17 protein-coding genes are annotated in these 17,477 nt (G+C 68.6%); 12 read left to right on the top strand and 5 right to left on the bottom strand.

Annotation, left to right across the window (positions count from 1 at the left end; genetic code table 11):
- Window positions 1-105 precede the first annotated feature (105 nt).
- Entirely contained in the window at window positions 106-1,518 is a 1,413-nt protein-coding gene (locus ABSL23_RS04895) for an MATE family efflux transporter (RefSeq protein ID WP_353634928.1), read from the bottom strand.
- A 126-nt stretch (window positions 1,519-1,644) separates the two neighbouring features.
- Here ABSL23_RS04895 and lipA point away from each other — a divergent pair, with 126 nt between their 5' ends.
- The 7 genes from lipA (at window position 1,645) to ABSL23_RS04860 (ending at window position 9,280) form a co-directional block, all read left to right on the top strand.
- Complete coding sequence (lipA, locus tag ABSL23_RS04890; RefSeq protein WP_059055091.1) at window positions 1,645-2,580, top strand: lipoyl synthase; 936 nt, start codon at window positions 1,645-1,647, stop codon at window positions 2,578-2,580.
- Between the two features lie 271 nt (window positions 2,581-2,851).
- Window positions 2,852-3,934, top strand: coding sequence for a pyruvate dehydrogenase (acetyl-transferring) E1 component subunit alpha (pdhA, locus tag ABSL23_RS04885; protein WP_059058126.1), 1,083 nt, complete (start codon window positions 2,852-2,854; stop codon window positions 3,932-3,934).
- A 1-nt stretch (window position 3,935) separates the two neighbouring features.
- Complete coding sequence (locus ABSL23_RS04880) at window positions 3,936-4,913, top strand: alpha-ketoacid dehydrogenase subunit beta (protein WP_353634927.1); 978 nt, start codon at window positions 3,936-3,938, stop codon at window positions 4,911-4,913.
- Between the two features lies 1 nt (window position 4,914).
- Complete coding sequence (locus ABSL23_RS04875) at window positions 4,915-6,381, top strand: 2-oxo acid dehydrogenase subunit E2 (RefSeq protein ID WP_353634926.1); 1,467 nt, start codon at window positions 4,915-4,917, stop codon at window positions 6,379-6,381.
- Window positions 6,381-7,805, top strand: a complete 1,425-nt coding sequence (gene lpdA / locus ABSL23_RS04870; protein ID WP_059055086.1) for a dihydrolipoyl dehydrogenase — start codon at window positions 6,381-6,383, stop codon at window positions 7,803-7,805. The genes ABSL23_RS04875 and lpdA overlap by 1 nt, the downstream gene beginning before the upstream one ends.
- Window positions 7,806-7,862: 57 nt before the next feature.
- Complete coding sequence (gene pheA / locus ABSL23_RS04865; RefSeq protein WP_059055084.1) at window positions 7,863-8,669, top strand: prephenate dehydratase; 807 nt, start codon at window positions 7,863-7,865, stop codon at window positions 8,667-8,669.
- Window positions 8,670-8,881: 212 nt separating this feature from the next.
- A complete protein-coding gene (locus tag ABSL23_RS04860) occupies window positions 8,882-9,280 on the top strand; it encodes an Hsp20/alpha crystallin family protein (RefSeq protein WP_059055082.1) in 399 nt (132 codons plus the stop codon).
- A 13-nt stretch (window positions 9,281-9,293) separates the two neighbouring features.
- Here ABSL23_RS04860 and ABSL23_RS04855 read toward each other — a convergent pair whose 3' ends face one another.
- Window positions 9,294-9,773 (bottom strand): hypothetical protein, encoded by a 480-nt coding sequence (locus ABSL23_RS04855; protein WP_353634925.1) that lies wholly within the window; start codon window positions 9,771-9,773, stop codon window positions 9,294-9,296.
- A 130-nt stretch (window positions 9,774-9,903) separates the two neighbouring features.
- Here ABSL23_RS04855 and leuS point away from each other — a divergent pair, with 130 nt between their 5' ends.
- Entirely contained in the window at window positions 9,904-12,753 is a 2,850-nt protein-coding gene (leuS, locus tag ABSL23_RS04850; protein WP_353634924.1) for a leucine--tRNA ligase, read from the top strand.
- A gap of 50 nt (window positions 12,754-12,803) precedes the next feature.
- Window positions 12,804-12,977: a hypothetical protein gene (locus tag ABSL23_RS04845; protein WP_157533960.1), complete on the top strand. Its 174-nt coding sequence runs from the start codon at window positions 12,804-12,806 to the stop codon at window positions 12,975-12,977.
- Between the two features lie 230 nt (window positions 12,978-13,207).
- Here ABSL23_RS04845 and ABSL23_RS04840 read toward each other — a convergent pair whose 3' ends face one another.
- On the bottom strand, window positions 13,208-14,878 hold the full coding sequence (locus ABSL23_RS04840; RefSeq protein ID WP_353634923.1) for a DNA-directed DNA polymerase II small subunit: 1,671 nt from the start codon (window positions 14,876-14,878) through the stop codon (window positions 13,208-13,210).
- 85 nt (window positions 14,879-14,963) lie between these two features.
- Between ABSL23_RS04840 and ABSL23_RS04835 the strand changes: the two genes are divergently transcribed.
- Window positions 14,964-15,749: a S26 family signal peptidase gene (locus ABSL23_RS04835; protein ID WP_237582724.1), complete on the top strand. Its 786-nt coding sequence runs from the start codon at window positions 14,964-14,966 to the stop codon at window positions 15,747-15,749.
- A gap of 58 nt (window positions 15,750-15,807) precedes the next feature.
- Here ABSL23_RS04835 and ABSL23_RS04830 read toward each other — a convergent pair whose 3' ends face one another.
- Both ABSL23_RS04830 and ABSL23_RS04825 read right to left on the bottom strand, forming a co-directional pair.
- Window positions 15,808-16,083 (bottom strand): hypothetical protein, encoded by a 276-nt coding sequence (locus ABSL23_RS04830; protein ID WP_059055076.1) that lies wholly within the window; start codon window positions 16,081-16,083, stop codon window positions 15,808-15,810.
- Window positions 16,080-16,457, bottom strand: coding sequence for a helix-turn-helix domain-containing protein (locus ABSL23_RS04825; RefSeq protein WP_059055075.1), 378 nt, complete (start codon window positions 16,455-16,457; stop codon window positions 16,080-16,082). Before ABSL23_RS04825 ends, ABSL23_RS04830 begins: the two co-directional genes overlap by 4 nt.
- Window positions 16,458-16,611: 154 nt before the next feature.
- Between ABSL23_RS04825 and ABSL23_RS04820 the strand changes: the two genes are divergently transcribed.
- Window positions 16,612-17,133 (top strand): DoxX family protein, encoded by a 522-nt coding sequence (locus tag ABSL23_RS04820; RefSeq protein ID WP_059058124.1) that lies wholly within the window; start codon window positions 16,612-16,614, stop codon window positions 17,131-17,133.
- 13 nt (window positions 17,134-17,146) lie between these two features.
- Window positions 17,147-17,452 (top strand): hypothetical protein, encoded by a 306-nt coding sequence (locus ABSL23_RS04815; RefSeq protein ID WP_059055074.1) that lies wholly within the window; start codon window positions 17,147-17,149, stop codon window positions 17,450-17,452.
- Window positions 17,453-17,477 lie beyond the last annotated feature (25 nt).

Raw genomic sequence — 17,477 nt, 5'->3', positions numbered from 1 at the left:
TGGCGAGCGGGGAGCGTGTGCCCGACCGCAGGGAGGGCACAGGACGACGAGCGGCGACCAACAGGAGCCGCGAGCGAAGCGACCCGCGAGCGGCGAGGCGCGCACTCAGTCGGCGGCGTCGGCGCTCATCGTGGAGGCGACGCGTTCGAGGAGGCCGCGGTCCGTCGAGTAGTAGAAGTAGACGGTGACGCCGATTGCGGCGACGACGTTCGAGACGGTGATGGCCCAGAACGCGGCGTACACGGGCACGGAGAGCACGACGACGTAGGCGCCGACGACCGCGATGGGGAGCCGGACGACCCAGTACTGGAGCATCGTCGCGACCATCGACACCTGCGTCTTCCCGGCGCCGTTGAAGCCGCCCTGCAGAGGGTAGATGAGGCCGAACGCCCAGTAGCCGACCGCGAGAATCTGGAGGTACGCGACGGTGTACGTGAGCGCGTCGCCGTCGAGGCTGGGCGCGAACACGTCCGTGATGAGGCCGGGAATCAGGAACTGGGCGACGCCGACGACCGCGAGGCCGACGGTCGCGACGCCGGCGGCGAGCCACGTCGCGCGGGTCGCGCGGGCGGGGCGCTCGGCGCCGAGGTTCTGACCGACGACGCTGGCGACCGCGCTGCCGACGGCGATGGCGGGGACGAACGCGAGCGTGGAGATGCGCATGCCGACGGTGTACGCGGCGAGGCCGGCGCTCCCGCCGACGCCGGAGACGATGGCGACCATGAGGAGGCGGGCGGTCTGTCGGCCGCCCTCCTGGCCGGCTTTCGGCACGCCGACTTCGAGGACTTCCCGCAGCGAGTCGAGCCGGAACTGCATCGCCTCGCGCGTGTACGCGAAATCGGTGAAGTCCGTGGTGGCGACGGCGACGGCGACGGCGAACCCGGCGACGTAGCCACCGGCGGTGCCGAGCGCGGCGCCGAGGATGCCGTAGCCGGTGAAGCCGGGGATGCCCCAGCCGACGACGAGGAACGGGTCGAGGACGACGTTGACGGCGACGGCGACGGCGTTGACGACGAGCGCCGCGCGGGAGTCTCCCCAGCCGACGAACGCGCCCTCGATGGCGTCGCTCATCCCGCCGAACACCATCCCGCCGAGGACGACGACGAGGTAGAGCGCGCCGAGTTCGACGACGACTTCGCCGGGGTCGAACAGCGCGAGCACGTCGGCGGCGAACAGGTACGCCAGCGCGAGCGCGACGAGGTTGAGCGCGAGCGCGACGAGGATGGCGTGGAAGGCGGCGCGGCGGGCGTCGCCGTCGTTCTCCGCGCCGGCGTGCTGGGCGACGAGCACCTGCCCGCCGGTGAGCGCGACGTGGTTACCGAGCGTGAGGAGCGCGAGCACCGGCGCGACGAGGCCGACCGCGGCGACCGCTTGCTCGCTGACGCGGCCGAGCCAGAACGCGTCGACGACCTGCTGGAGGACGACGACGTACTGCTGGACGACCAGCGGTGCGGCGACGTAGAGGAGGGCGCGCGTGAGCGGCCCGTCGGTTATCTCCTCGCGAGATACGTCAAACATTTTGCTGTTTCGAGGTGGTTTGAAAGTCGGTTCTCACCCCTCTTTAACGTATGGGATGCGCTCGCACAACACGGCTCCGGGCACCCGAACCCCACAGTTTTTGCAGTCCCCCGCGAAGGAAGGTGCATGAGCAGTCGGCGGAAGCCGGACTGGCTGAAGATGCGGCCGCCGTCCGGAGAGCGATTCACGGACATCAAGGAGACGCTCCGGGGCCACGACCTCCACACGGTCTGCGAGGAGGCCTCGTGCCCGAACATGGGGGAGTGCTGGAGCGGCCGCGACGGCCCGGGCACCGCGACGTTCATGCTGATGGGCGACCGGTGCTCGCGGGGCTGTAACTTCTGCGACGTCCAGACCGGCGGGATGGAGCCGCTGGACCCCGACGAGCCGGCGAACGTCGCGGAGTCGGTCGCGGAAATCGGCCTAGACTACGTCGTCCTCACCTCCGTCGACCGCGACGACCTCGACGACCAGGGCGCCGGCCACTTCGCCCAAACCATCCGGGAAATCAAGGCCCGCGACCCCTCGATTCTGGTGGAAGTGCTGATTCCGGACTTCCAAGGGGAAGAGGACCTCGTCCGGAAGATTATCGACGCGAACCCGGACGTCATCGCGCACAACGTCGAGACGGTCGAGCGCCGCCAGTTCCCGGTGCGAGACCGCCGCGCGGGCTACGAGCAGTCCCTGAAAGTGCTCGACCAGGTGAACCGCGAGTCCGACATCTACACGAAGACGAGCGTGATGCTCGGGGTCGGCGAGTACGACCACGAGGTCTACCAGACGCTGGGCGACCTCCGCGAGGTGGGCGTGGACGTCGTGACACTCGGCCAGTACCTCCAGCCGTCGCGCTCCCATCTGGACGTCGCCGAGTACGTCCACCCCCAGAAGTTCGAGACGTGGCGCCGCGTCGCCGAGGAGGAGTTCGACTTCCTCTACTGCGCCTCGGGTCCGATGGTGCGGTCGTCGTACAAGGCGGGCGAGCTGTTCGTCGACGCGGTGCTGCGGGAGGGCAAGAGCATCGAAGAGGCGCGGGAGGACGCCCGCAGGGCGGCCTCCGACTGACTGAACGAGGGACCGGGTCACCGGGCCGCTGGACGGAGACAGAATCCGGCAATACTTCGCGTAGGGTGGCTGTCCGCCCAGTTTTCGAGTTCAGTGTCGAACGTTCAGCGATTTACCTCGGGAAGTTGTGAACGTGAGTTGTGAAAAATGCCGCGACGGTAACCCGCTAGAAAGACCGTTACGAAAATCATATGGTCGCACGGGGCGATTCTCCGCACATGTCAGGACGGGGGTACCCGTGACTGCGACCGTGCACCGAGAACCCGACGACATGGTACGGGTGCTCGACGAGGACGGCGAGGTCGTCGACGGCGCCGAGGTCCCGGACCTCGACGACGACGAGCTCGTGGAGATGTACCGGACGATGAAGCTCGCTCGGCGCTTCGACGAGCGGGCGGTGAGCCTCCAGCGGCAGGGTCGCATCGGCACGTACCCGCCGCTGTCGGGCCAAGAGGGCGCGCAGGTCGGCTCCGCGATGGCGCTCGGCGGCGACGACTGGATGGTGCCCAGTTACCGCGAGCACGCCGCCTCGCTCGTGCAGGGCCTCCCGCTGAAGCAGACGCTGCGGCTCTGGATGGGCGACGAGAACGGCGCGCGCGTCCCGGAGGACGTGAACCTGTTCACCGTCGCGGTGCCCATCGCGTCCCAGATTCCCCACGCCACGGGACTGGCGTGGGCGTCGAAGCTCAAGGACGAGGAGGACAAGGCGTTCCTCTGTTACTTCGGGGACGGCGCGACCAGCGAGGGCGACTTCCACGAGGGGCTGAACTTCGCGGGCGTCTTCGACACGCCGAACGTGTTCTTCTGCAACAACAACCAGTGGGCCATCAGCGTGCCCCGCGAGAAGCAGACGGCGTCGAAGACGCTCGCGCAGAAGGCCGAGGCGTACGGCTTCGAGGGCGTGCAGGTAGACGGGATGGACCCGCTTGCGGTGTACGCGGTGACGAAGGCGGCCGTCGAGAAGGCCAAAGACCCCGCGGAGGGCGAACTGCGCCCGACGATGATCGAGGCGGTCCAGTACCGCTTCGGCGCGCACACGACCGCCGACGACCCCTCCGTCTACCGCGAGGAGGAGGAAGTCCAGAAGTGGAAGGCGAAGGACCCGATTCCGCGCCTCGAGAAGTTCCTGAAGCGGACCGACCGGCTGGACGACGAGGCGATTACGGACATCGAAGAGGACGTCGAGGACCGCGTGGCGGACGCCATCGCGGCCGCCGAGGAGACGCCGCGGCCCGACCCCGTGGAGATGTTCCAGAACGTCTACGCGGAGATGCCCGGCCGGCTCGAGAAACAACTGGAGTGGTTCCAGTCCATCCGCGCCGAACACGGCGACGAAGCGCTACTGGAGGACTAACATGGGAGAGAACTTGACGCTAGTGCAGGCGGTACGGGACGGCCTCCGCGACGAGATGGCCGAGGACGACGACGTGCTCGTGATGGGCGAGGACGTCGGGAAGAACGGCGGCGTGTTCCGCGCGACCGAGGGACTGTACGACGAGTTCGGCGAGGACCGCGTCATCGACACGCCGCTGGCGGAGTCGGGCATCGTCGGCACCGCCATCGGGATGGCCGCCTACGGCCTGAAGCCGGTGCCCGAAATCCAGTTCTCGGGGTTCATGTACCCGGGCTTCGACCAGATCGTGAGCCACATGGCGCGGCTCCGCACGCGCTCCCGCGGGCGGTTCACGTGTCCGATGGTGCTGCGCGCGCCGTTCGGCGGCGGCATCCGCGCGCCCGAGCACCACTCCGAGTCGAAGGAGGCGTTCTACGTCCACGAGGCCGGGCTGAAGGTCGCGATTCCGAGCACGCCCCACGACGCGAAGGGGATGCTCGTCGCGGCGATTCGGGACCCCGACCCGGTCATCTTCCTCGAACCGAAGAAAATCTACCGCGCGTTCCGCGAGGAGGTGCCCGACGGCCCCTACGAGGTCGAACTCGGGGAGGCCGCGGTGCGCCGCGAGGGCAGCGACGTCTCCGTGTTCACGTGGGGAGCGATGACCCGGCCGACGCTGGAAGCCGCAGAGAACATGGCCGACGACGTGGACGTGGAGGTCGTGGACCTCCGGACGCTGAGCCCGCTCGACGAGGAGACAATCGTGGAGTCCTTCGAGAAGACGGGCCGAGCGGCCATCGTCCACGAGGCGCCGAAGACGGCGGGCGTCGGCGCCGAAATCACGGCGACGCTCCAGGAGGAGACGCTGCTCCACCAGGAGGCACCGGTGAAGCGGGTCACGGGGTTCGACGTGCCGTTCCCGCTGGCCGCGCTGGAAGACTACTACCTGCCCGAGCCCGAGCGCATCGAGTCGGGCATCCGGGAGACCGTGGAGTTCTGAGATGGCACGAGAGTTCAAGCTACCCGACGTCGGCGAGGGCGTAGCGGAGGGCGAAATCGTCAGTTGGCTGGTCTCGGAGGGCGACACCGTCTCCGAGGACCAGCCGGTCGCGGAGGTGGAGACCGACAAGGCGGTCGTCGAGGTCCCCGCCCCGGTGAACGGCACAGTCCGGAAACTGCACTACGACGCGGGCGACGTCGTCCCGGTCGGCGAGGTCATCGTCACCTTCGACGTGGAGGGCGAAGCCGCCGAAGCGACAGAGCCGGAAGAAGAAGCCACCGAGGAGCCCGAGTCCGCGTCGAAGTCCGCGACGGAGAAGGCGTCGACGCGGACGTTCGCGCCGCCGAGCGTGCGTCGGCTCGCGCGCGAACTCGACGTCGACCTCGATTCCGTCGAGGGCACGGGGCCGTCCGGCCGCGTGACCGAGAGCGACGTGCGCGCGGCGGCGGAAGGCCACGCGACCGAGCCGCAGGAGGAGCCGCCGGACGAGGTTCGCTCCGCAGTGGAGCCGGTGGGCGAGCAGGCCGCCGACCACACCGAGGGCGGCGCCGGCGGGCAGGAGTCGGCGGGCCGCGAGAAGACGCTCGCCGCGCCCGCGACCCGCGGGCTGGCGAAGGAACTCGGCGTCGACATCGACGACGTGCCCGCGACCGAGGAGCGCGACGGCGAGGCGTTCGTCACCGCCGAGGCGGTCCAGGAGTACGCCGAGGGCGGCACCGCCGCGCAGGGCGAACCGACGACCGGCGCGCCCGAGCAGGCGTTCGTCGAGGGCGGCGAGACGACCCAACCGTACCGCGGCGTCCGGCGCAGCATCGGCGAGCAGATGGCCGAGTCGAAGTACACCGCGCCCCACGTCACCCACCACGACACCGCGGTCATCGACGACCTCGTTGAGACGCGCGCGAAGCTCAAGGAGCGCGCGGCCGAGCAGGACGTGAAGCTCACGTACCTGCCGTTCGTGATGAAGGCGGTCGTCGCGGGGCTGAAGGAGTACCCGATTCTGAACTCCGAACTCCGCGAGGAAGAAGAGGAAATCGCACTCAAGCAGGACTACAACATCGGCGTCGCGGTGGCGACCGACCACGGGCTGATGGTGCCCGTCGTGAAGCACGTCGACCAGAAATCCATCCTCGACATCGCCGAGGAGGTGAACGAACTCGCGGCGAAGGCCCGCGACCGCTCGATTAGCCGCGAGGAGATGCAGGGCGGGACGTTCACCATCACGAACTTCGGCGCGGTCGGCGGCGAGTACGCGACGCCCATCATCAACTACCCCGAGACCGCGATTCTCGGTCTGGGCGGCATCGACGAGCGGCCGGTCGCGGAGGACGGCGAAGTGCGGGCGGCGCAGACGCTACCGCTGTCGCTGTCCATCGACCACCGCGTCATCGACGGCGCAGAGGCCGCGCGGTTCACGAACTACGTGATGGAGCGACTGACTGACCCCGAACTACTACTACTCGAATAATGGTTGTTGGAGACGTATCCACTGGAACGGACGTGGCGGTCGTCGGCGGCGGGCCGGGCGGCTACGTCGCGGCGATTCGCGCCGCACAGCTCGGCCTCGACACGACGCTCGTGGAGATGGACGCCTACGGCGGCACCTGCCTGAACTACGGCTGCATCCCCTCGAAGGCCCTGATTACGGCGACCGACGTCGCCCACGACGCGGGCAACGCCGAGGAGATGGGCGTCTACGCCGACCCCGACGTGGACTTCGGGGAGATGGTCGAATGGAAGGACGGCGTCGTCGACCAGCTCACTGGCGGCGTCGAGAAGCTCTGCAAGGCCAGCGGCGTCAACCTCATGGAGGGGCGCGCGGAGTTCGCAGGCAACGACAAGCTCCGCGTCGTCCACGGCGGCGAGGGGCAGGGCTCGGAGACCATCGAGTACGAGAACTGCGTCGTCGCGACGGGGTCGCGGCCCATCGAGGTGCCGGGCTTCGAGTTCGACGCCGACCCCGTCCTCGACTCGCGGCAGGCGCTCGCGATGGACGACCTGCCCGACTCCATCGTCGTGGTGGGCGCGGGCTACATCGGGATGGAGATTTCGACCGTGCTCGCGAAGCTCGGCGTCGACGTCACCGTCGTGGAGATGCTCGACGAGGCGCTGGCGGGCTACCCCGACGACCTCACTCAGCCCGTCAAACAGCGCGCCGAGGAACTCGGCATCGACTTCGAGTTCGGGCTCGCCGCCGACCACTGGGAGGAGTCCGGCGACGGCATCGTCGTCGCCGCCGAGGACGAGGATGGCGAACTCACGGAGTTCGAGACCGACAAGGTGCTCGTGGCGGTCGGCCGCCAGCCCGTGACGGACACGTTGAATCTGGACGCCATCGACCTCGAACCGAACGACGACGGCCGCCTCGAAACCGACGAGCAGGCGCGCACCGACGTGGAGAACGTCTTCGCCATCGGCGACGTCGCGCCCGGCCCGATGCTCGCGCACAAGGCCAGCAAGGAGGGGCAGGTCGCCGCCGAGGTCGCGGCCGGCGAGCCCGCGGCACTGGACTATCAGGCGGTGCCGGCGGCGGTGTTCACGGACCCCGAAATCGCGACCGTCGGTCTCACCGAGGACGACGCGCGCGAGGAGGGCTTCGAGCCCGCGGTCGGCACGTTCCCGTTCCGCGCGAGCGGCCGCGCGCTCACCACGGGCGACAGCGACGGGTTCGTCCGCGTCGTCGCCGACGAGGAGTCGGGCTTCCTGCTCGGCGCGCAAATCGTCGGCCCGGAGGCCAGCGAGCTGATTGCTGAACTCGGGCTCGCCATCGAGATGGGCGCGACGCTCGAAGACGTCGCCTCCACCATCCACACCCACCCGACGCTCTCGGAGGCGACGATGGAGGCCGCGGAGCACGCGCTCGGCCACGCCATCCACACGCTGAACCGATAGCCCGCAAATTCTGTCGCCCCGACGGTCTTTTCCCGCCTCCGCCGCGTACACGAGCGCATGGAAACGGTCACGCTCGGTCCGACCGGCACGTACTCCCACCGCGCCGCCAGCGCCGTCACCGACGACGGCATCTCCTTCGTGGAGTCCGTCCGCGCCATCGCCGACGCGGTCGCGAACGGCGACGCCGACCGCGGCGTCGTCCCCATCGAGAACAGCATCGAGGGCTCGGTGACGGAGACGCTGGACGCGCTCGCGGAAGTCGACCTCGCAGTCGTCCGCGAAGTCGTCACGCCGATTCGCCACGCCCTCATCGCGCAGAGCGAGAACTTCGACACCGTCGCCAGCCACTCGCAGGCGCTCGCGCAGTGTCGCACCTACCTCGACGAGAACTACCCCGACGTGGACCGCGAACCCGTCGCCTCCACCGCTCGCAGCGTCGAAATCGCGCGCGAGGACCCCACGGTCGCCGGCATCGCGCACCCGGACAACGCCGACGGCGACCTCCAGTTGGTCGCCTCCGACATCCAGGACAAGTCCAGCAACTCCACGCGCTTCTTCGTCGTCGCGCCGCCCAGCGAGCGCTCTGAGGCCGGCGGCAAGTCCTCGTTCGTCGTCTACCCCAACGCGAACTACCCCGGCCTCCTGCTCGAACTGCTGGAGCCGTTCGCCGACCGCGACATCAACCTCTCCCGCGTCGAATCCCGCCCCAGCGGCGAGCGCCTCGGCGACTACCTCTTCCATATCGACGTCGACGCCGGCCTCTACGAGGAACGCACGCAGGCCGCCCTCGAAGAAATCGAAGCGCTCGCCGAGAACGGCTGGGTGCGCCGCCTCGGCTCCTACGACGTCGAGCACGTCGTCTGAAACCACTTTTTGCGCTGCGGGGGTGCGCCGGAGGCGCACCCCGCTCGGCAAAAACTTGGGGAAAAAGCGCCGTCGGACCCCCTTCGGGGGTCCTCGGCGCCCGCGCCTCCGGCGCGGTGAACCGCGAGCGCCGCTGGCGCTCGCGGATGCTCGTCGGCTGTCGAGTTTGGCTGGCCAATACCTTTTCTGGGATTCGCGGTGAACGGTCGAATATGGCACGAGGCAGCCCGTTCGACGAGCTGGAGCGACTGCTGGACAAGATGAACGACGCCCGGGAGCGCGCCGGCGGGGGGCTCGCGGTCGACGTCGAGGACGAGGACGACCAGTTCGTCGTGACCGCGGACCTCCCGGGCTTCGAGAAGGACGACATCGACGTGGAGGTCCGCGACCGGACGCTCCGCATCGAGGCGCGCCACGAGGAGGAGACCGAGGAGGGCGAGGACAACTACGTCCGCCGGGAGCGCAGCAAGCGCTCGCTCTCCCGGAGCGTCACGCTCCCCGAGGAAGTCGACGAAGCGGGGGCATCGGCCGCCTTCCAGAACGGCGTGCTGACGGTGGAACTCCCGAAGGTACACACCAGCGAGGAGTCCACGAGCGTCGACATCGAGTAGCGACCCGTTCTTCTCAGACGCGGTCGGTGACGCGGTCGGTGACGCGGTCGGCGGCGTTCTCGACCGCATCCTCCCAGTCCGCCGGCGGGTCGTCGCCGCGCACGGGCGGCGCGAGCGCGAGGTCAACGGCGTGGTAGTCGAAGCCGTCGAGCGCGTCGCTGGCGAGTCCGCCGACGAACTCGGCGTTCTCGCGCTTCGAGGAGTGGCCGCCGTCCGCGAGCGCGTAGTAGTCGCTGAACAGGTGCACGAGGGCGACCGGCCGGTCGAACGCGCCGTCGGCGGCGTGCCGGGCGAGTTTCACGGGGTTGTTCGCGGGGTCGGCGCGCCGCATCTCCACCTCCACGAGCACGAGCGGCGCGTCGGCGTCGGGGACGCCGGCGACGTCGACGGGCGTGCGCTGGACGTACCACTCGGTCGTCCACTCGCGGCCGGGGTCGCGGGCGGCGAGCGCGTCCCGGAGGCGTGCGTGCACGGCGTCGGTGAACTCGCCCACGAGCTCGGCGGAGGCGCCGGGGCGGCAAAGGCGTTTCCGTGGGGTGGTCGCGGCGAGGTCGGCCGGGAACCCGACGGGCGCGACAGTCACTATGGGAGGGCTTTTGGCCCGGCAGAGTGTCACACCGGATATGACCTACGAGCCACGGGAAGTCGAGCGGAAGTGGCAGGACCGCTGGGAGGACGGCGGCCGCTACCACGCCGACCCCGACCCCGACGAGGACGCGACGTTCGTGACGGTCCCGTACCCCTATCCCTCCGGTGGGATGCACATCGGGCACGCCCGCACGTACACGGTGCCGGACGTCTACGCCCGCTACCGACGCCTGCAGGGCGACAACGTCCTGTTCCCCATCGCGTGGCACGTCACGGGCACGCCCATCGTCGGCGCCGTGAACCGCCTCCAGGAGCGCGAGGAAGAGCAGATGTCGGTGCTGCGGGACACGTACAACGTCCCGGAGTCCGAGCTCGAACAGCTGGAGACGCCGATGGGGTTCGCGCGCTACTTCATCGAGAACCACTACAAGCAGAACATGAAGTCCCTCGGCCTCAGCATCGACTGGCGGAGGGAGTTCACGACCAACGACGAGCGCTACTCGAAGTTCGTCACGTGGCAGTACGAGACGCTGCGCGACCACGGCCGACTGGAGAAGGGGCTCCACCCGGTGAAGTACTGCACGAACGAGGAGAACCCCGTCACCACCCACGACCTGCTGGAGGGCGAGGAGGCGGAGTTCCAGCAGTACACCCTCGTGAAGTTCCGGAAGGGCGACACCGTAGTGCCGATGGCGACGCTGCGCCCGGAGACGGTGCGGGGCGTGACGAACGCGTACATCGACCCGGACGCCAGCTACGTGGAGGCGAACGTGGACGGCGAGACGTGGCTGCTCAGCGACGAGGGCGCACAGAAGCTCGTCCTCCAGCAGCGCGACGTCGAGATTCTCGACCGGTTCACCGGGGAGGCGCTGGTCGGCGAGCGCGTCACCAACCCCGTCACGGGCGAGGACGTGCTCGTGCTGCCCGCGGACTTCGTGGACGCGGACAACGCCACCGGCGTCGTGATGTCGGTGCCGGCGCACTCGCCGGACGACTGGATGGCCCTCCAGGAGGCCAAGAAAGACGACGAGCGGATGCGCGAGTACGGCATCGACCCCGCCGAGGTCGAGGAGATTCAGCCGAAGGCCATCATCGACGTGGACGGCTACGACGACCCGTTCCCGGCGCGCGCGGCCGTCGAGGAGCACGGCATCGAATCGAGCGACGACCCCGCGCTCGAAGAGGCCACCCAAGAGGTGTACAACCGCGAGTTCCACGCGGGCGAACTGAAGGACATGTACGACGAGTACGCGGGCGCGACCGTGGAAGACGTCCGCGACGAGCTGGCCGAGCACTTCCAGTCGAGCGGCGAGTTCGACTCGATGTACGAGTTCTCCGAGGAGGTCGTCTGCCGCTGCGGCGGCGACGTCGAGGTCGCCAAGCAGGACACGTGGTTCCTGACGTACAGCGACGACGACTGGAAGCAGCTCGCCCACGACGCGATTAGCCAGCTGGACGCGCGCCCGGACAGCGCGGGCGACCAGCTGGACCACACCGTCGACTGGCTCAACGAGTGGCCCTGCATCCGGAACTTCGGGCTGGGCACGAACCTGCCGTGGGACGACGACTTCGTCATCGAGCCGCTGTCGGACTCGACGGTGTACATGTCCTACTACACCATCGCCCACCGGCTGCAGGACGTGCCGCCGGAGGAGATGGACCGCGAGTTCTTCGACACGCTGTTCTACGGCGCCGAGGCCGTCGAGGACCCCGACGAGACAGCGCTGGACCTCCGCGAGGAGTGGGACTACTGGTACCCCGTCGACCAGCGCGTCTCCGGCAACGACCTCATCTCGAATCACCTCACGTTCTACCTCTTCCACCACACCGACCTCTTCGAGGAGGCGAAGTGGCCGGAGGGCATCACCGTGATGGGGATGGTGCTGCTGGAGGGCGACGCGATGTCCTCCTCGAAGGGCCACGTCGTTCTCCCCACGGAGGCCATCGAGGAGTACGGCGCCGACACCGTGCGGTTCGTGCTGTTGAACTCCGCGGAGCCGTGGCAGGACGTCGACTGGCGCGACGACGAGGTCGGCACCACGCAGGACCAGCTCGCGAGCTTCTACGAGCGCGCGCAGGACGTCATCGAGAACGCCGAGGGCGTCGGCGACCGCGAGGACGTCCAGTTGCAGCGCATCGACCGCTGGCTGCTGTCGAAGCTCCAGTCGACGATTCGGGACGCCACCGACGCGATGGACGAGTTCCAGACGCGCGCCGCCAGCCAGGAGGCGTTCTACCACTTCGAGGAGCATCTGACGTGGTACCGCAAGCGCACGGACCTCGACCGCGACGGCGCGCGGTGGACGCTCCGTGAGGTGCTGCGGACGCGACTGCGCCTGCTGGCGCCCATCGTGCCGTTCCTCGCGAACGAACTCCACGAACAGCTCACGGGCGAGCCCGTCGGGCAGGACGACTGGCCGGAGGCCGACCCCGAACTGGAGTCCGAGCGTGTGGAAGTCGAGGAGCAGCTCGTGGAGTCGCTGACCGAGGACGTGCGGGAGGTCATCGACGTGACCGACACCGACCCCGACCAGATTACGGTGTTCACGCCCGCGCCGTGGAAGCAGACCGTCTACGAGACGGTCCGCGAGACCGGCACGGACGTCGGTGCGGTGATGGGGAAGGTGATGCAACACGAGAGCCTGCGCGAGAAGGGCGACGCGGTCAACGACCTCGTGCAGGACCTCGTGTCGGACGTCCGCGAGCGCTCCGACGACGAGCTGGCGGCGCTCGACGAGGTCGACGAGCAGGACGTCTACGAGAACGCGGCGGGCTTCCTCGCCCGGCAGTTCGACGCCGACATCGACGTCGTCCCCGAGACCGAGACTGACGCCGAGCGCGCGTCCCGCGCGGTGCCGTTCCGCCCCGCCATCGACCTCGCGTAGCGGTCCTGTCTACCGGACGACTTTTTCCGCCGGACGGCGAAGGCCCACACATGAGCGACGAGAACGACGAAGCGCCGCGGAGCGTCCGACGACACGCGCGTTCGATGGCGAACGCCGAGATGAGCGCGGTCGGCTACGCGATAGCGGTGGGCCTGCTCGTGTTGCTGCTGCCGGTGTTGCCGTTCCTCGCGGTCATCTGGCTCGTCACGCGGCTCACCAGCTAAGCGGGACGCCGAACAGTCAGACATTCACGACGCTACGCGCCTCGGTTCGTGCGAACGGGGAGCGCAGCGATTCGTAAGCCGCCAGCACGAGCGGCTCACCGCGCGACCGTAGGGAGCGCGGGCCGACGACCGACTAACGCGCCCGGAGGGCGCGGCTGAAGGGAGGAGCGCTTTTTCCCCAAGTTTTTGCAAGCGAGGGAGCGGTAGCGACCGAGCGCAGCAAAAAGTGGCTAAGCGAACTTGCGGACGGTCACGTCCAGCGTGTTCAAGTCGAGGATGGGTGCGGTGGCGACGTCGGGGTCGATGTTGACGGACTTCTGGAACTCCGTCTGGTGTTGCCAGCACCCCGAGTTCACGAGGCGGACGTTGTGGTAGCCGCCGACGCCGAGCTTGTGGACGTGGCCGGTGTGGAAGACGTCGGGCGGGTCGTCGATGACCAAGTAGTCCTCCTTCTCGGGGGCGACGCGGGTACGGCCGCCGAACTGCGGGGCGACGTGGCGCTTCTTCAGCAGTTGCTCCATCGCGCGGTGGGGGTTGTCGTAGGAGATGTCGTCGCCGGGGTACTCGGCGATGATTTCGTCGATGGAGACGCCGTGGTACATCAGAACGTCGACGCCCTCGACGGTGACCGTGGAGGGGTTCCCGGTGAAGCGGGCGTCGTGGGCGCTCATAATCGAGCGCAGCTCCTCGTCGAAGGCGGGCTGGGGTTCCGCGAGGCGGACGGCGTCGTGGTTGCCAGGAATCATCACGATCTCCATGTCCCCGGGGACGTCTTTGAGGTGCTCCGCGAACGTCTCGTACTGCTCGTAGATGTCGACGATGTCCAGTTCCTCGTCCTGGTCGGGGTAGACGCCGACGCCCTCGACCATGTCGCCCGCGATGAGGAGGTACTCGACGGGGTCGGCCTCCTCGGTGTGGAGCCAGTCGGCGAACGCCTGCCACGCGTCCGCGGCGAACTCCTGGCTGCCGACGTGGACGTCGGAGACGAGCGCGGCCTGCACGTGTCGGTCCGCGGTCGATGCGCTGTGGGTGCGGGGAATGTCCGGGAAGTGGAGTTCGTCCGCGAACAGGATGCCGCCGTCGTCCGAAATCGTCCCTTCGACGGCGATGACCTCGTCCGTGAGGAGTTCGTCGACGTGGTCGGCGATGTCGCGGTCTTTCATCACGAGCGTCGGGAAGACGCCGTTCGTGTCCTCGACCTCGACGAGCCAATGGCCGCTGGCGGTCGAGCGGACGTCGTTGACCATACCGACGACCGCGGCCTCGCTGCCGCCGGGCATCGAGTCGAGCGCGTCCGTCGGCCGGTGGTTGACGCGGCCGCGGAGTTTCTTCGAGAGGCGGTCGTAGCGGTCGCGGAACGTCGCGACGAAGTCCGCGTACTCGCCGGTCCCCGTCGATTCGCCGGTGATGTCGCCGTCGATTTCGACGCTGCGCTGGCTGTCGTCGCGGGCGTCGCGGCCGTCCCGCCGCCCCGCCGCGTTCTGCCCCTCGCTTACCCCCTTCGTTTCAACTGGAGTAGTGCTCTCTGTCGGCTGGATATCGTCGTCTGTGGCTCCAGTCGAAGCGGTGGCGGAAGCCGTCTCGTCGGTGGGCGCTTCCGGCCCGGGGTCGGCGGACTGCGTGGCGGTAGCGGCCGCGGCAGTTTCGGTCGGAGCGGTCGGCGCGTCGCCGCCCGACGCGTCGGCCTCGCTGTCCGAGGCGTTCGGCGTCGCGTCATCGACCACCTCGCGGACGTGGTCGGTGGTCAGCGTCAGCGCGTCGTCGGGCGCGGCGTCGACCGCGCGCTCGACGGCGGCCGCGGGGTCGCTGGCGCCCGCGAGCAGCGTCACGGCCTCGCGTTCCGCGTTGTACCCCCGGCTGGTGAGTTCGCGGACGACCCGGACCGGGGGTTCTCGTGGCACACCACGTCAGCACGGCGAGCGCGAGCAAAAGGGTGGCGGTCCGCGAGGGGAAAGTTGAAACGCGGGAGCGGCGAACTCCCAGTAGATGACCAACGGCGACGACGTGCCCGACCCCCGCGGCGGCCCGCGGGCCGCGCTCGTCTGGTTCCTCCGCACCGACCACGGTGCCGTGATGTTCGTCCGCGAGGCCGCCAGCAGCGCCCTCACCGTCGCCATGGTCGGCCTACTGTTGTTCTCGGTCAGCGGCGTCTGGCCGCCGCTGGTCGCCGTCGAGAGCGGCAGCATGCAGCCGAACATGGAGCGCGGCGACCTCGTGTTCGTGATGGAAGAACAGCGGTTCGCCCCCGAGTACGCCACTGGCGACACCGGCGTCGTCACCCACCAAGACGCCACCGACCACGGCTACCGGCAGTTCGGCGGCCTCGGCGACGTCGTCGTCTACCAGCCGTACGGCAACGCCCGAGAGACGCCGGTGATACACCGCGCGCGCTTCTGGGTCGACGACGGCGAGAACTGGTACTCGAAGGCCGACCCCGAGTACGTGGACGCCGACAACTGCGAGGAGCTCCGGAACTGCCCCGCGCCCCACGCCGGGTTCATCACGAAGGGCGACAACTCGGTCACGAACGACTACTACGACCAGACGCGGGGCATCTCCAGCCCCGTCAAGCCCGCGTGGGTGAAGGGGACCGCGGAGTACCGCATCCCGTACCTCGGCTGGGTGCGGCTGACGTTCGCCGGCACGCTTACGCCGGGCACGACGAGCGCCGACGTTGCGTCAGCCGGCGCGAGTGGCGGCGGACCGGCTGCTATCGGCGCTGATTCGACCGCGGAGAACGGGTCCGGCGTCGCGCTCGCGCCGGTGACGTAGTATAGTTTCTCGCGCGCGCATTTCACTCCGGCCGCGCGGACTCGGCGTTCGGGCGTGGTCAGTCGACGTACAGCGAGTAGACGATGACCGCGAACCCGACGGCCGTGAGCGCGCTCTCGGTCAACACCGCGAGCGTGCGCTCGACGGCCAGCACCTGGTCGGCGATGCCCGCGAGCAGCGCCCCGAAGGTCACGAACCCGAAGCCGATGGCCAGCGACCGCAGCGCCGGCGAGCCGGTTCGCTGCCAGGCCTTCGTGGCGAAGTACGTGACCGCGCCGCCGAGCAGCAGCGTGACTGTCTTCAACGCGACGACGACTACCGTGATGTCTATCATGTTTCCTTGCTCACCTCCGCCCAGAGCGTTTCGAGGCGCTCGTCCGTGGACTGCGACGGCCGCGTGACGCCGACGTCGAGCGTGCGGTCCTCGTCCAGCTGGATGACGACCTCCTCGAAGACGAGATCGTACTCCGTCGTGTGGTGGCCGTCCGGCTGGAGCACCGCCCGCTCCTCCAGCAGCGCGGCGTCCGTGAGGAGTTCGAGCTTCCGGTAGGTCGTCGACAGCGGGATGTCGCACTCCTCGGAGAGCTCCTTGGCGGCCATCGGCTCGTCGAGCGCCTCGATGATGCGTCTGCATCCCTCGTCGTCCAGGGCGTCGAGGACGGCCTGGAGTTCGGGCGTCTCGTCCGTCCCGAGCGGAGCACGCATCACCACGACTCTCTGGGGTACTGGGAGTTAACTGGTCGTCCGATTTTCAGAGTCCGGGAACGTCCTTCTCAGAATCTGGGAACGCGTCTTACCGCGTTGGAATCGCAGCCCGGGTTATAGGGGTGCAGCGACTACCTCCACACGTGAGGTGATGGGAATGTCATACGACGCGGCTACCCCCTTGAGGAACGGGGTCGACTTCGAACTCTCGGGGCCGTGGGCGACGTACTGGATCGCGATGCTTCGCGTGATTACGGGGTGGTGGTTCCTCCACTCCGGGATCGGGAAGCTCCTCGACAGCGGACTGAGCTACGGGTACGCGGCGACGTACTTGAACGGGATGGACGGCACGACGCTCGGCCCGGTGGCCACGTTCCTCGGCGGGTTCCCCGACCTGATGGGGGCGATGGTCCCGATATTCGAGACGCTCATCGGGCTCGCGCTCGTCGCCGGCCTGCTCACTCGGCTGGCCTCGTTCGGCGGCGTGGTCTTCATGTCGCTGTTCTGGGTCGGGAACGCCGAGTTCGGCACCGGCATCATCAACGGCGACCTCATGGGTCTGCTGTTGTTCGTGACGATGATCGTGTTCGCCGCTGGCCGGTACTACGGTCTCGACGCCGTCGTCGAGCGCACCGAGTTCGTCCAGAACAGACCGCGCTTGAAGTACCTACTCGGATAGGAGGTGACAGAACATGCAATCCAACGACGTCGACCTCGTGGACAGACTCGCGATGTACCTCAGCGGCGGCCTGCTGCTGCTGGGCATCGTCGTCACCGGCCTGATAGAAACGCTGGACGGCGCGCCGCGCAGCCCGGCGGCCACGACCAACGACGCGGGCGAAGTCATCGCCCAGCCGACCATCGATCCGAACATCCGGACGGCGCTGGTCGTCGCGGCGCTGCTCGTGCTGCTCGTGTACGCGATCTACCGGCTCGCCGTGCCACACGTCGGCTCCGGCACCGGTAGCACGACGCCCGAGACGCAGCCCAGCGACTGACGGCGGCGAGAACTGACTTTTCGAC

The sequence above is a fragment of the Halobacterium sp. NMX12-1 genome, assembly GCF_040435975.1.
Classification (GTDB): domain Archaea; phylum Halobacteriota; class Halobacteria; order Halobacteriales; family Halobacteriaceae; genus Halobacterium; species Halobacterium hubeiense.
Note: the sequence above shows the minus strand (reverse complement) of the source record. Positions and strands in the feature narration are given on the sequence as shown.

Bases quoted from the DNA above. Each gene is read 5' to 3' on its own strand.
- ABSL23_RS04895 (WP_353634928.1), bottom strand. From the start codon at position 1,518: ATGTTTGACGTATCTCGCGAGGAGATAACCGACGGGCCGCTCACGCGC.
- lipA (WP_059055091.1), top strand. From the start codon at position 1,645: ATGAGCAGTCGGCGGAAGCCGGACTGGCTGAAGATGCGGCCGCCGTCC.
- pdhA (WP_059058126.1), top strand. From the start codon at position 2,852: ATGGTACGGGTGCTCGACGAGGACGGCGAGGTCGTCGACGGCGCCGAG.
- ABSL23_RS04880 (WP_353634927.1), top strand. From the start codon at position 3,936: ATGGGAGAGAACTTGACGCTAGTGCAGGCGGTACGGGACGGCCTCCGC.
- ABSL23_RS04875 (WP_353634926.1), top strand. From the start codon at position 4,915: ATGGCACGAGAGTTCAAGCTACCCGACGTCGGCGAGGGCGTAGCGGAG.
- lpdA (WP_059055086.1), top strand. From the start codon at position 6,381: ATGGTTGTTGGAGACGTATCCACTGGAACGGACGTGGCGGTCGTCGGC.
- pheA (WP_059055084.1), top strand. From the start codon at position 7,863: ATGGAAACGGTCACGCTCGGTCCGACCGGCACGTACTCCCACCGCGCC.
- ABSL23_RS04860 (WP_059055082.1), top strand. From the start codon at position 8,882: ATGGCACGAGGCAGCCCGTTCGACGAGCTGGAGCGACTGCTGGACAAG.
- leuS (WP_353634924.1), top strand. From the start codon at position 9,904: ATGACCTACGAGCCACGGGAAGTCGAGCGGAAGTGGCAGGACCGCTGG.
- ABSL23_RS04845 (WP_157533960.1), top strand. From the start codon at position 12,804: ATGAGCGACGAGAACGACGAAGCGCCGCGGAGCGTCCGACGACACGCG.
- ABSL23_RS04835 (WP_237582724.1), top strand. From the start codon at position 14,964: ATGACCAACGGCGACGACGTGCCCGACCCCCGCGGCGGCCCGCGGGCC.
- ABSL23_RS04830 (WP_059055076.1), bottom strand. From the start codon at position 16,083: ATGATAGACATCACGGTAGTCGTCGTCGCGTTGAAGACAGTCACGCTG.
- ABSL23_RS04820 (WP_059058124.1), top strand. From the start codon at position 16,612: ATGTCATACGACGCGGCTACCCCCTTGAGGAACGGGGTCGACTTCGAA.
- ABSL23_RS04815 (WP_059055074.1), top strand. From the start codon at position 17,147: ATGCAATCCAACGACGTCGACCTCGTGGACAGACTCGCGATGTACCTC.